The sequence below is a fragment of the Streptomyces sp. 71268 genome (assembly GCF_029392895.1).
Taxonomy (GTDB): Bacteria; Actinomycetota; Actinomycetes; order Streptomycetales; family Streptomycetaceae; genus Streptomyces.
Genome location: NZ_CP114200.1, coordinates 4,516,452 through 4,529,948, shown reverse-complemented (window position 1 = coordinate 4,529,948; position 13,497 = coordinate 4,516,452). Strand labels below are relative to the sequence as shown.

The window sequence follows — 13,497 nt, the reverse complement described above, 5'->3', positions numbered from 1 at the left end:
CGAACTGCCTGACGCTACCGACAGGAGCCGCGACATCCGTGGTCGCCGGTCCCGCCCGCGCCCGCACGCGCGGGGTCAGCGCCTTCGACGCTCCGGAGGGGAGTACCGATGTCACCCGGGCCGCCGGCACCTCCGCGACGAGGTCCGCGATCTCGCCACGTACCGCGCACTTCACCACGCGCGCGCCCTGCGCTCGGGCTACCCGTTCCGCCAGGTCGCAGGCCACTCGTTCGCCCTCCAACGCGTGGTCGGCAGCGGCCAGGGCCGCCAAGTCGGCGGCACCACCCGCTCGGTGCCGGGCGGCCACCACCGCTCCCATGGTCAGCACCACGGTGAACACCACGCACAGCGCCGAGGCCGCCACGGCGACCCAGATCGTCGCCATCCCGCTGTCCCTCCACCTCCCACCGCCGCGCCACCTCGCCGCGTCAGGGGTCGGCCGCCGCGGTTCAGCCCGCCGTGACCGTGTCCTCAGCAAGGGCCACCGCCTCCCCCTGGAGTGTCATAGCCAGCGGACCTGGCCCTGCCGTACGGGTCTCGACCCGCACGCGCACGAGTTCTCCCTCTCGGCTCATGGTGATCCTGGCGTCGCGCGGCGCGGCCGATCGAGCGGCGGCCATCGCCGCGGCCGGTGTCTCCGAACGCGCCGCGGCCCGGGCGCCCGCCCGCGCCGCGTCCACGCACTGGATGTGCGCGGAGGCAGCCATCAGCCCCCAGATCAACGTCAGGGCGAACAGGGCCAGCGTCGGCAAGACAACCGCCGCCTCCGCGCTGACGGCCCCGCGATCGCCACGCCCTGCGGGGCGTGGAGGAGACGCACCACGGGCCCCTGGTGTCCTCGCCATACGCGTCGGGCCGCACCCAGATCGCCCAACTGGACTCCTAGAACTGCGCATCGAGCGCCTTCTGGATGACTGACTGGAGCGCACCCGTGACGGTCTCACTCGTCACCACCTTGTACAGGACGGCCGCGAACGCACACGCGGCGATCGTCCCCACCGCGTACTCGGCGGTCGCCATCCCCGCGTCCAGCCTGCTCCGAAGCGCCGCGCGCCAGTTCACGCACCGTCGGACGCCCCAACGCACCAGCCTGATCGTCCCCATGTCTCTCTCATCTCCTCGTCGTTGTTGTGTGTTGCTCAGGTAGTCAGCAGTCCGTCGGCCAGCCCGATGACCACCGGCGCCACGCCCACCAGCAAGAAGGCGGGCAGGAAGCACAGACCGAGCGGCGCGGTGGCGAGCACCCCGGCGCGTCTGGCCCTGGCCGTGGCGGCTCGGCCGCGATCCGCTCGGCAGTCGGCGGCCAGGCGCGTGACGGGCTCGACAGCGGGTGCGCCCGTCACCGTTGCTCGCTCCAGTGCCCGCGCGAGCCCATCAGCGCCTGGCAGGGCGGATACGCGTCCCCAGACGGCGGAAGGTTCGCCGCCGAGGCGCAGCTCCGCCGCCGCCCAGGCGAGCCGCCGACCCAGGGGGCCGCCCAGCGAGTTCCCCACCGCCTCGGCAGCCTCCGGCGGTCCCGCTCCCGCGGCCAGGCAGGCCGCCAACATCTCAGCGGTGAGCGGCAGTTGTGACTCGGCCAGCGCCTTCTGTCCGACCGACAGCGCGCCGCTCGCCGCGCCGGCCTCTCCTTCCGCCAGCTCACCTTCGCGCCCGGCAAGCTTCTGTCGCTGCCACCGCCAGGTGCCGTACGTCAGGGCGAGCCCCGCTCCGTACCCCATCCAGCCGTCGAGGAGGATGGGGCCGAGGCACCCGCAGCCGCCGGCCGTCAGGCCCTTTCGTACGATCCCGATCCGTGTCGCAGCCGGCCGGGCGAAGGGGGACCAACGGCGCCACACCGGGGCCGCGCCTCCTTGCGGAGCACGCGAACCGTCTGGCCAGAGTGCGGCCGACCGCCGTTTGCCGCGCCGGGCCCGCGCGGCGCTGAGCGCCAGCGCCGCACAACCAGCAAAGCACGCCAGCGAAACGACCGTCCCCAGCCTGTGGATAACTTCTCCGACCATCACGCGCTCACCCAATCGCCCCTGTTAGTTCTGCTTTGTGGTGTGTTTCGCCAAGCCTGCGGCGCGACGAACGATGTGTGCGGTCCAGGCCAAGCCCGCCACCTCCAGCAGCACACCGAGCAGCAGGCAGCTCAGACCGGCGGGGGTGTGGAGGAGGACATGCAGCGGGCCAGCACCGAGCGCACTGCCCAGCACGAGCCCGAACGCGGGCAACAGGGCGAGCATCACCGCCGTCGATCGCACGCCCGCCAATTGCGCGCGTAACTCCTCACGTTGGTTCCGCTCCGCACGCAGAGCCGCCGCGACGCGATCGAGACCGTCCGCGAGCCCCGCGCCTCCGTCTACCGCTACCTGCCAGCACGCGGCCACCCCCGCCAGCCCTTCCGCACCCGGCGACCGGGCCACCTCACGCAGCGCGGTGGGCACGTCGCCGCCGAAGCGCGCGGCCGTCGTGACCGCTTCCCACCCGTCGGGCAGGTCCGCCACGTCGACGACCCGCAAGGCTTCTCCGGGCTGCCGCCCGGCACGCAGTTCGCCGGAGACGGCGGCGCAGAGTGCGATCACTGCCGCGCTCGTTCGTGCTCGGTGTCGCTCCACCGCCCGGGCCCGGCGCCACCGCCAGCCCACGGGAGCCGCCAGGGCGGCACCGACCAGGGGCAGTACGGAGTCGGTCAGCAAGGCGAGGACACACCCCGCCGGCAGGCAGGCCAGCTCGCCACCGAGATCCCATCGCCGCACCGGGCCCGGCAGTCGTTCGCGCCAACGCGGCCAGCCAGCGCCCTGGCCCAAGGAAGCGAGCAGACGCGTGAGGCCGCCGCTCGGCCCCATGCGCTCGCCTGGCCTCGACTTGCCGATGCCCGACGGGGGCACCGCGCAGTCCGCCAGTATCAGCCTGCCGCGCCGCAGGTGGCGTTCCGAACCCGCGCCGTCCCACAGGAGCACGACCAGGCAGAGCACTACGGCACACAGCACCAGAGGCTCAACTGTCACCGCGCCACCCATCACGCGCCGCCACCTCCCCGCGCGCACAACTGCTCCAGGCGGGTCCAGCCTGGCGCCCGCTGGAATCCGTGCGGGCTCCACAGCGCCGCGGGCGCCGTGGTCACCAGCCCCTCCCGATCGCGCTCCAGCACGTGCAGTTCGGCGATCCGCCGGCGGCCCCGCCGGTCCCTGGCCAGATGGACGATCACGGACAGCGCCGCGGCCAACTGGCTGTGCAGCGCCGCCCGATCGAGTCCTGCCGTCGAGCCCAGCGCCTCCAGCCGGGCCGGAACATCCCCCGCCGCGTTCGCGTGGACCGTCCCACAGCCGCCCTCATGGCCGGTGTTCAGCGCCGACAGCAGGTCCGTCACCTCGGGCCCGCGAACCTCGCCCACCACCAGCCGGTCGGGTCTCATGCGCAACGCCTGCCGCACCAGGTCCCGCAACGTCACCAGGCCACGGCCCTCCTGGTTGGCGGGGCGCGTCTCCAGCCGTACGACATGGGGGTGGTCAGGTCGCAGCTCCGCGGAATCCTCGGCCAGCACAATGCGCTCGCCCGGTCCCACCAGGCCCAGCAGGGTGCTGAGCAGGGTCGTCTTCCCCGATCCCGTGCCGCCGCTGATGACGTACGAAAGCCGCGCGTCCAGGATCGCCCGGAGCAGCGCTTCCCCGCCGGGTGGCACCGTGCCCGCCGCCACCAGCTCGGCGAGCGTGAACGCCCGGGGACGCACCACGCGCAGCGACAGGCACGTGCTCGCCACGGCGACCGGGGGCAGCACGGCGTGCAGCCGCGTGCCGTCCGGTAGTCGGGCGTCCACCCAGGGCTTCGCGTCGTCGAGCCTGCGACCGGCCACGGCCGCCAGCCGCTGCGCGAGCCTGCGCACGGCTGCCGCGTCGGCGAACCGAACCTCGGTGCGCTCCAGCCCCGCGCCTCGGTCGATCCATACCTGGTCGGGCGCGGTGACCAGCACGTCGGTGACGTCCGGGAGGGCGAGCAACGGTTCGAGGGGCCCGGCACCCACCAGTTCGGAGCGCAGGTCCTGGACGACCCCCAGGACTTCCGTGTCACCGAGGAGCCGTCCTTCCGCCCGCAACGCGGCGGCGACTCGCGCCGGCGTCGGGTCCGCTCCGCTGCCCGCCAACCGGGTGCGCACGGCGTCCAACAGGGCGCTGCTCATGCGGCACCCCCACTGGGCAACGCCCGAGCCCAGAAGTCGGCGCAGAACCTGGCGAGCGGACCACGCTCGCTCGCACCCGGCGGTTCACCCGACTCCAGCGCCGCGAGCAGGCCCGTTTCGGGCGGCAGCTCGCCGGCCAGCGGCAGGTCGAGCAGCCGGGCGATCTCCTCGTCGGCCAGCCCGTCCCCGGTCGGGCCCCTGACCACGACCCGTAGATCGCGCAACACCATCCGCACACAGGAGGCGACCCGGTGGGCCGCCGCCACGGACCTCAGCTCGGCAGGCACCACCAGGAGCGCCATGTCGAGCTGCGTGAGCACCTCGGCTGCGGCCTGGTCCACGCGTCGTGGCAGGTCGACCACGACGGCACCGCCCCGGCGGCGCGCCGCGGCGAGGACCGAGCGGACCGCCGGCGAGGGAACGGCCACCACGCTGCCCCGATCCCAACTGAGCAGGCGCAGGGAGTGCAGCTCGGGCAGCGACTCTTCGAGCGCTCCCGCCGCCACCCGGCCCTGCGACTCGGCGAAGGCCGGCCACCTGAGGCCCGGCGTACTCTCCCCGCCGAGCAGGACGTCGAGGCCGCCGCCCAGCGGATCGCCGTCAATGAGCATGGTGCGCTGCCCGGCCCGGGCGGCCGACACCGCGAGGGCGCAGGCCAGGGTGCTGGCTCCGGCGCCGCCCCTGCCCCCGATGACGCCAACGGTGACGGCCTGGTCGCCCACGCCCTCGGTGACGTCGGCGATCCGGTCCACGAGCCAGGTCTCGGCATCGGGCAGGAAGAGCACGCACTCGGCCCCCATCTCGATGCCCCGCCGCCAGATGCCCGGGTCATCGAGGTCTCGGCCGATGAGCAGCACGCCCTGCCTGCGGGGTACGCCCGCCAAGCGCCGTGCGCAGTCGTCGCCGACGAGAACCAGTGGCGCGCCTTCCCAACCACTGCTGCCGGCGAGCGTTCCATGCGCCACTTCCGGTGCCGAGCCGGCCGCGGCACACAACCGCAACAAGTCGTCGAGAAGCCCTTCGTCTTCCGTCACGATCAGCGGTCTACGCCGTAGATCGGTGGCCTCTCCCAGTTGACCGGAGGCGTTAGTTCCAGCCATGGTCCCCTCCTCATCTCGCTACCCGCTGTCGAGCCCGCGAACATCGCGGGAATCGACTGTGCAGCGATCCGAGAAATCTCGGGGATCTTGGTCCAAAACTGTGGATAACTCGTCGGTTGTGAATATCGCCGTCCCCTAAACCGGCTACTTCCACGCCAACGCCGCGATTACGCAGGGTTACAGGGCAGACTCATGGTGGAAGCGCGACGAACGGACACCGGGGAAGAAAAATGATCAAGAGCGACGCGCCGAAAGACGTCTGGACATGCGACGACCCCCGCCGGGGGGGAGAGCGGGGGTCGTCCCCACGACCGACTCGGGGGGGGAGGAGCCGGACGGGGTTAGCACGGTCGCGAACGATCCGTGACTTCCATGGTGTACCCGAGGGCCTTCCTAAGCAAACCCACTCGCCGCCGCTTACGCCGAATGGTGGGCCCTATGCTCAGTTTGTGGAAAACCACTCCTTGCCGCGCACAGCCGCCTTCTTTGATCTGGACAAGACGGTCATTGCGAAGTCGAGCACTCTCACGTTCAGCAAGTCCTTCTACCAAGGCGGCCTGATCAACCGCCGAGCCGTACTACGCACCGCATATGCACAGTTCGTCTTCCTTGTCGGAGGCGTCGACCATGACCAGATGGAGCGGATGCGGGAATATCTTTCCGCGCTCTGTCGCGGTTGGAACGTACAGCAGGTGCGGGAGATAGTGGCTGAAACTCTGCACGACCTGATCGACCCCATCATCTACGACGAGGCCGCCTCCCTCATCGAGGAGCACCACGCGGCGGGCCGCGACGTCGTGATCGTCAGCACCTCCGGAGCGGAGGTCGTCGAGCCGATCGGAGCGCTGCTCGGCGCCGACCGGGTCGTGGCCACCCGGATGGTGGTCGAGGACGGCTGCTTCACGGGCGAGGTGGAGTACTACGCGTACGGCCCCACCAAGGCCGAAGCCATAGCCGAGTTGGCCGAGTCCGAGGGTTACGACCTGTCGCGCTCGTACGCGTACAGCGACTCCGTCACGGACGTCCCCATGCTGGAGTCAGTCGGCCACCCACACGCCGTGAACCCCGACCGCAGCCTGCGCCGAGAAGCGAGCGCTCGCGGCTGGCCCATCCTCAACTTCAACCGTCCGGTTCGACTGAAGCAACGCGTCCCCTCGCTGTCCATGCCGCCGCCCCCGGTGCTGGCGGCAGCCGCTGCCGTAGGAGCCGCCGCCGCGGCGGGGCTGGTCTGGTACACATCTCGACGTCGTACGCCCACACGCGCTCTCGCCTTGCAGGCCGCGCAGAGTGCCCAGGTTTGACACCAAAAGTAAATATCTGCGGGAGGGGGTTCCGCTTCCTCACCGAGGGGAGTAGAAAGGAATCAACGGCCCGCGAGACCAGGGGACATCCGAGAGGAAGCCCTTCGTATCAAGGCCCCACGGACCGCGCACAGACATTCGGCACCCACGCGACGCCGACCCGTCGATTACGGGCCAGCCGCACCAGGTAGCGGGCAAAGTTCCCGACCTGATGGGCACAGTTTCGAGCACGCATGGTAACCGAGCGGATGTGCCAGCGGCGGCACCACAGGCAACTGGTGCCGCCGCAACTCTGCCCGCGGAACACGAGGAGCGCGTCGGCCCGCCCATGGCGGCAGCGCCACCAGCCCAGCTTCGCGACACCCCCGCCCGCGCATGGCGGCACGGGGCGCTTGAGGTCCATGCGAAGTCGCGACCGACCCCACGCGTGACGAGGAGCCTCGCCGTGCGTCAGGCCGCTCCGCGCTGGAGCGCCTCACACACGGCGGTGGTCTCGCGAACCCCGAGTTCGACCGCCCGACCACAGTGCACGATCCACGCGGCGACTCCCTCAGGCGTTCCCGACGCATAGCCCTCAAGGGCGCCGACGTACTCGGCCCGCCCCTGTTCGGCGTAGCCAACCTCAGCCGGGCAGATCGACTTGGGGTCCAACCCACTACCGACCAGGACCACCCGCTCAGCGGCGCGAGCGACAAGCCCGTTGCGCGAGCCGAACGGCCGCAGCGCGAGCAGTTCCCCATGCACGACAGCCGCGACCACCAGCGCAGGAGCCTCCGTGCCCGCGAGCAGCAAGCGAGCCAGCCCATCCAGTCGACCCGCCACCTCGTCAGCGTCCGGCAACGGCAGTTCGATCAGGGGCTCGTCCACCCCTTCGCCGGCGAGCCTGGGCCGTCCCACCACATCCGTCTCGCCGTCCGCCGACTCGCCTCGCGCGACATCACCCGCCGCCACGAGGTGCAGCCTGGCCAGCACCCGGAGGGGCGACTGCCGCCACACGCTGAGCAGTTGCCCGGCCTCGGCCGTGAGGCGCAGGGCCGCGCCGACGGTGCGCGGCTCGCCCTGCGCGCCGAAGTCGGTGCGCCGCCGCACCTCCTCCAGCGCCCAGTCAGCACCGGCGAGCGCCGCCGACCCGCGAGCACCGCGCAGCGCGGCCTCGGCCGTGACCTCGTGGCTGCGCCGGCGCATGACCCGGTGGCCGTACGCCCGGTCAACGGCCTTACGGACGGCGTCGACGGAGTCGGCGACCCCAGGCAGGGCCACCAATGTGGACAGCGGATCGGATGTCGCACTACTCATGAGTACGACACTACGCACATCGGAGGCCGCGCCCCTCATTGGAGTGGTCTTCTTCACCAAGAGCAGCATCCAGCCCCACCCGTCCATCTACGCTAGGTGAACATGAAGATCGCTTTCGTAGGGAAGGGCGGCAGCGGCAAGACCACGCTGTCCTCGCTCTTCATCCGTCACCTCGCCGCCGCCCGGGTCCCCGTCATCGCCATCGACGCGGACATCAACCAACACCTGGCAGCCGCGCTCGGCCTGGACGAACACGCGGATTCCGCGCCGCCCGCCATGGGCGCCCAACTCCCGCTCATCAAGGAGTACCTGCGCGGGACCAACCCCCGCATCGCCTCGACCGAGACCATGATCAAGACGACGCCACCCGGAGCGGGATCGCGGCTGCTGCGGGTCGGCGACGACAACCCCGTCTTCGACGCCTGCGCCCGCACGGTCCGTCTCGACGACGGCGAGGCGCGCCTCATGGCGACCGGCCCCTTCACCGAATCCGACCTCGGCGTGGCCTGCTACCACTCCAAGGTCGGCGCGGTGGAGCTGTGCCTGAACCACCTGGTCGACGGCCGACACGAGTTCATCGTCGTGGACATGACGGCGGGCAGCGACTCGTTCGCCTCCGGCATGTTCACCCGCTTCGACATGACGTTCCTCGTGGCGGAACCGACCAGGAAGGGAACCGCGGTCTACCGGCAGTACAAGGAGTACGCGCGGGACTTCGGCGTCGCCCTGCGCGTGGTGGGCAACAAGGTGCAGGGCCCCGACGACCTCGCCTTCCTGCGCGACGAGGTCGGCGAGGACCTGCTCGTCACCTTCGGCCACTCGGAGTGGGTGCGAACGATGGAGAAGGGCCGCCCGCCCAGGTTCGACACCCTGGAAGCGGCCAACCGGCAGGCGCTGCGCGTCCTCCACGAGACCGCGGACGCCGCGTACGCCTCACGCGACTGGGAGCGCTACACCCGCCAGATGGTCCACTTCCACCTCAGGAACGCGGAGAGCTGGGGGAACGCGCGGACCGGCGCGGACCTGGCGGCCCAGGTCGATCCGGCGTTCACCCTGGACGAACGACCCGCCGCTAGCCGGCAGCCGGCCTGACCCAACCCTTGAGACCGCTACCGAAGGGTTGCCACACGGTTCCGGGCGACCACTCAGCGACGCGCGGTGCGGCCCCCGGCCGCCCGGGAGCGGGGTGCGCGCCGTGCGTACGCGCGGCCCCAGCACTCTGGTCCGTGGTGCGGCCCTCGGCCGCCACGTCGCTCGCGGGGCGCTGCCCGTCCGGCGGGGTCACGGCCGACGGGGCCGTTTTGGCTTTGAGGTACGCGGCCCAGCCGCCCTTCGGCCGCTCGCCTACGTCCAGCTTGCGCAGCTTCTCCAGGACTCGCGGGTCCTGGGCGTCCATCCAGTCGGCGAGCTGCTTGAACGACACGCAGCGCACGTCCGGTCGTGGGCACACCTTCTTGATGGTCTCCTCGACGGCACGCATGTACGTGCCGCCGTTCCATGACTCGAAGTGGTTGCCGACCAGCAGCGGCGCCCGATTGCCGCGGTACGCGCGGTCGAAGGCGGCCAACAGTCCGTCGCGCATCTGGTTGCCCCAGGTGGCGTGCTTGGCGCGGTCTCCGCGGGTCGTGCCGGACTGGTTGACCAGGAAGTTGTAGTCCATGGACAGCGTCTCGAAGGCGCGTCCCGGCATGGGCACCTGCTGTAGCGGGAAGTCCCAGATGCCGCCCTGCTTGGTGGGCCAGACCTGCCGGCCGCCGGAGGCGCTGGCGTCGTAGCGGAAGCCCATGGAGCGGGCGGCGGGTATCAGGTTGCGCTGGCCTTCGAGGCAGGGGGCGCGGCCTCCGACGAGTTCCGCGCTGTAGTCGAACGGCAGCGGCTGGGCGTCGAGAAGGCCGGTGTTGGTCTTCCAGTTCTTGACGAACGACTCGGCCTGTCGGATCTCACTGCGCCACTCATCCACCGACCAGGTGCCAACGCCCCTGTCGGGGCCGCAGAAGTGGCCGTTGAAGTGCGTGCCTATCTCGTTGCCGTCGCGCCAGGCTCCGGCGAGCTGGGCGGCGGTGTCCCGGATGCCCTTGGTGTCGTTGAAACCTATGTCCGAGGCGCCGGGCGCGTGCTTGGGCGGGCGGTAGAGCCCCTTCTTGGCCTCGGGGAGCATGTACACGCCGCTGAGGAAGTACGTCATCGTCGCGTCGTACCGCTTCCCCACCTCGCGGAACCGGGAGAACAGTCGCTGACTGTCCTCGCCAGCGCCGTCCCAGGAGAAGACGACGAACTGCGGCGGTCGCTGCCCGACGCGCAGTCGCTGGAAGTTCGGCTGACGGGGCTGGGCACCGGTGTACGCGGTCGAGCCGTCGCCTATCAGGCGCAAGGGCTTCGCGGCCTTGGGCGCCGGCGCCTTCTCCTCGCTCTCCGCGTCGGAGTCCCCTGAGCCGCCGGAGCAGCCGGCTATCCCGACGAGTATCGCCGTCAGGAACAGCCCCGCCGTGGCCTTGCGTGCCGTCGTCATCTGCCGCCTCGCTTCCTGACTTCTGAGCGCCCACGGGGAGGCGGGCAAACACCTCATAAGTCATCTAATAGGTAAGAAGCGGGGAGAGTTCCTAAACCGGCACTCACTCGATAGGTGGAATGACTGGCGCGGCCGCTCGGAACCTCTTCCGCGCGGCCTTTACCTGGCATTACGATTCGTTTACCGATGCTTGAGAGTAACGGATCAAGTACGTACCGTTATCACTCGCGGTGGGTTCGCCCCTTTTAGCACCATGTCTGGCCGAATCCCCGAGTCGCTGCCGGTCACCCACCCCGTCGTCCGGCGCACGGGCATCGCTCCGGCACCGCCGCCTTCCGCAGTCCTGGCTCAGCGGTGCACGGCTTCCTCAAGACCGCCCACCAGTACGCGGGCTCCATCGGAGCCCACAGCAGCCCACCGCAGTACGCCGTGCCCACGGTCGTGGCCTCGTCCACGACCGCGCAGACCCGGAGGAGACGGGAATGTTGCAGCTCTGGAGCCAGGTCGATCGCGCCTCCGCGCGCAGGGACCTCGCGGCCTCGATCGTCATCTTTCTCATCGCCATCCCCCTCTCACTCGGGCTGGCGTTGGCCACTGGCGCGCCCCTTCAGGCCGGGCTGATCGCAGCCGTCGTCGGCGGCATCGTGGCGGGGCTGCTCGGCGGTGCTCCGCTCCAGGTCAGCGGGGCTGCTACCGGGCTGGTCGTGGTGACGGCCGACCTGGTCCAGCGCTACGGCTGGTCCGCGACGTGCGCCATCACCGTGGCGGCGGGACTGGCCCAGATGGCCCTGGGGGCGCTGCGGGTCGCCCGCGCGGCGCTCGCGGTCAGCCCGGCGATCGTGCACGGGATGCTGGCGGGTATCGGCGTGGTCATCGCCATCGGCCAGTTGAGGGTCATGCTCGGCGAGAACCCGCACGGCTCGACCCTCGACAACCTCACCGCCCTCGCGTCCGAGCTGTTCCGCCCGCACGCCGCGGCGTTGCTGGTCGGCGCGGTGACGGTCGCCGTGCTCGTGTCCTGGCCGCGACTTCCCGGCCGCGGCGGGCGGCTGGCGCGGCTCGTCCCCGGCCCGTTGGCCGCGGTCGGCGCCGGGACCGCGCTGAGCGCCGGGTTCGCCGTCCCCCGCGTCGACCTGCCCTCACTGCAGTTGCAGGGCCTGCCGTCGCCGCCGGACGGCCCGGTGCTCGGTGTGGCCGCCGCCGTGCTGACGGTGACGTTGGTGGCCAGCATGGAGTCCCTGCTCTCCGCCGTCGCGGTCGATCGGTTGCAGGCCGCGCGGCCCGGCACGCGGGGGACACAGACCCGACTGGACCGCGAGCTGGCCGGACAGGGGGCGGCCAACATGGCCTCCGGTCTCCTCGGCGGCCTACCGGTGGCCGGTGGCGCCATGCGTGGCTCGGCCAACGTGAGGGCCGGGGCGGCGAGTCGGGGTTCCACCGTGCTGCACGGGGTCTGGGTCCTGCTGTGCACCGGGCTGCTCGCCACGGCGCTGGAGTTCATCCCCCTGGCGGCACTGGCGGCACTGGTCATGATGGTCGGCATCCAGATGGTGAACTTCGCACACATCAAGCACGTGCAGCGGCACCGCGAGTTCCCGGTCTACGCGGCGACCCTGGGCTCGGTCGTCCTCTTCGGAGTACTCCAGGGGGTGGCCGTCGGTGGGGTGGTGGCCGTCATCACCGCGTTTCGCCGCCTCACCCGCACCCAGATCACGGTCACCGGCGAGACCGATTGCCTGCGGGTGCGCGTCAACGGCCAGCTCACCTTCCTCGCCGTTCCCCGGCTGAGCCGCGTGCTGGGCCAACTGCCGGAACGCCGCAGCGTGGTGGTCGAGCTGCACGGCTCGTTCATGGACCACGCGGCGTACGACGCCCTCCAGTCCTGGGCCCAGGGGTACCGTTCGGCCGGCGGTTGGGTGCAGCTCGGCGGGCGCACCGGTCGCCCCCTGGTCGAGCCGGCCAGCGCGCACGCGCACGCGCAGCCGTGTAGGCCCTGGATGCCATGGCGCAACCACCACTGCACCCGGCCCCTGGCCCCCGCGCGGCGGGACAAGCCGAGCAGCAGTCAGCTCATCGGCGGAGTCAGCGCCTTCCAGCGCAACACCGCCCCTCTGGTCCGCGAGGAGTTGGCCCGGTTGGCGCGCGAGGGCCAGCGCCCCAGCCAGCTCTTCCTGACCTGCGCGGACTCCCGGCTCGTCACCAGCATGATCACCTCCAGCGGGCCGGGGGACCTGTTCACCGTGCGCAACGTCGGGAACCTGACGCCGCCCTCCGACGACGACAGCGCCTGTGACTCGGTGGCCGCGGCCATCGAGTACGCGGTGGACGTGCTCAAGGTCAGTTCCCTGACCGTTTGCGGCCACTCGGGGTGCGGAGCCATGCAGGCGCTGCTCGACTCCGCGGGCAAGCCCGCCGACGACACCCCGCTCTCCCGCTGGTTGCGTCATGGCGGGCCCAGCCTGGAGCGGCTGGAGCGAGTGAAGGAGGGAGAGGTCGAGCAGGCCTCCGGCGGCGGTGCGAGCACGCACCCGACCGTGTCCCTCGACGGACGCCCGGTGGCGGACGACACGGAGCTGCTGGCCCTGGTGAACGTGCAGCAGCAGCTTGAGCACCTGATGGCCCACGCGTGCGTGGCCCGCCGAGTGCGCGAGGGCACGCTCGCGCTGCACGGAATGTACTTCCACGTGGCGGAAGCCCAGGCGTACGTCCTGGACCCCGCCTCCGGAGTGTTCTCCGCCGTCGCACCGGAGAGCCCGGCAGCTCCCGAGCATGCCGGCCCTGCGGAGCAACTCCCCGACGCCCTCCTGGCACCGGAGGCCGCGCTCCTGCCTGGGGCGGGCCCGCACCCGGATGAGCAGCGCGAGTGGGACGGCGTCCATGCCTGCCCCCGGCCACCGCACACCGGCGGGTCGGAGCGGGCGGAGACCTCCGCGCTGTGCCTGGGCTCCCGACAGGAGGAGCCTGCGGGCGGCCGAACGCACCCCCACGAGCACACGCCTTCGGCGGCGGGCTCCGGGGCGGCCCGGGTACCCGAACCGGCCGGCAGCGCGGTCCGCTCGGCAGGCCATTCGGGCCAGGGTGTTCGGGCGACGGGCACGGGCTCGAGCGGGGCGACGGGCGGGGAGACCAGTC

The 13,497-nt window shown here is 71.4% G+C and carries 10 protein-coding genes and 2 pseudogenes; 3 read left to right on the top strand and 9 right to left on the bottom strand.

From position 1 onward, the window contains the following. Positions 1–58 precede the first annotated feature (58 nt). From OYE22_RS17625 to ssd, 7 genes and pseudogenes are all read right to left on the bottom strand, one after another. Positions 59–385, bottom strand: a pseudogene (locus tag OYE22_RS17625) (Rv3654c family TadE-like protein); the annotation flags it as partial. Positions 386–449: 64 nt separating this feature from the next. Next, the gene (locus tag OYE22_RS17620) at positions 450–845 is read right to left on the bottom strand and encodes a TadE family type IV pilus minor pilin (RefSeq protein WP_277321300.1); all 396 of its coding nucleotides are present in this window, start codon (positions 843–845) and stop codon (positions 450–452) included. A gap of 37 nt (positions 846–882) precedes the next feature. Beyond that, on the bottom strand, positions 883–1,104 hold the full coding sequence (locus OYE22_RS17615) for a DUF4244 domain-containing protein (protein WP_277321299.1): 222 nt from the start codon (positions 1,102–1,104) through the stop codon (positions 883–885). Between the two features lie 35 nt (positions 1,105–1,139). Beyond that, complete coding sequence (locus OYE22_RS17610; protein WP_348652218.1) at positions 1,140–1,718, bottom strand: type II secretion system F family protein; 579 nt, start codon at positions 1,716–1,718, stop codon at positions 1,140–1,142. A 306-nt stretch (positions 1,719–2,024) separates the two neighbouring features. Next, a complete protein-coding gene (locus tag OYE22_RS17605) occupies positions 2,025–3,002 on the bottom strand; it encodes a type II secretion system F family protein (RefSeq protein ID WP_277324181.1) in 978 nt (325 codons plus the stop codon). Continuing rightward, complete coding sequence (locus OYE22_RS17600) at positions 3,002–4,159, bottom strand: TadA family conjugal transfer-associated ATPase (RefSeq protein ID WP_277321298.1); 1,158 nt, start codon at positions 4,157–4,159, stop codon at positions 3,002–3,004. Before OYE22_RS17600 ends, OYE22_RS17605 begins: the two co-directional genes overlap by 1 nt. Further along, positions 4,156–5,259, bottom strand: coding sequence for a septum site-determining protein Ssd (gene ssd / locus OYE22_RS17595; RefSeq protein WP_277321297.1), 1,104 nt, complete (start codon positions 5,257–5,259; stop codon positions 4,156–4,158). Before ssd ends, OYE22_RS17600 begins: the two co-directional genes overlap by 4 nt. 449 nt (positions 5,260–5,708) lie before the next feature. Between ssd and OYE22_RS17590 the strand changes: the two genes are divergently transcribed. Next, positions 5,709–6,560 (top strand): HAD family hydrolase, encoded by an 852-nt coding sequence (locus OYE22_RS17590; RefSeq protein ID WP_277321296.1) that lies wholly within the window; start codon positions 5,709–5,711, stop codon positions 6,558–6,560. A 450-nt stretch (positions 6,561–7,010) separates the two neighbouring features. Here OYE22_RS17590 and OYE22_RS17585 read toward each other — a convergent pair whose 3' ends face one another. After that, complete coding sequence (locus OYE22_RS17585) at positions 7,011–7,856, bottom strand: oxidoreductase (protein WP_277321295.1); 846 nt, start codon at positions 7,854–7,856, stop codon at positions 7,011–7,013. 102 nt (positions 7,857–7,958) lie between these two features. On the opposite strand from OYE22_RS17585, the gene OYE22_RS17580 reads away from it, so the two are divergent. Further along, the gene (locus OYE22_RS17580; protein WP_277321294.1) at positions 7,959–8,948 is read left to right on the top strand and encodes an ATP-binding protein; all 990 of its coding nucleotides are present in this window, start codon (positions 7,959–7,961) and stop codon (positions 8,946–8,948) included. Here OYE22_RS17580 and OYE22_RS17575 read toward each other — a convergent pair. Next, positions 8,929–10,365: a hypothetical protein gene (locus OYE22_RS17575; RefSeq protein WP_277321293.1), complete on the bottom strand. Its 1,437-nt coding sequence runs from the start codon at positions 10,363–10,365 to the stop codon at positions 8,929–8,931. The two genes, OYE22_RS17580 and OYE22_RS17575, sit on opposite strands and share 20 nt — an antisense overlap. Before the next feature lie 482 nt (positions 10,366–10,847). Here OYE22_RS17575 and OYE22_RS17570 point away from each other — a divergent pair. Next, a pseudogene (locus OYE22_RS17570) lies at positions 10,848–13,115 on the top strand (SulP family inorganic anion transporter); the annotation flags it as partial. Between the last annotated feature and the right edge of the window lie 382 nt (positions 13,116–13,497).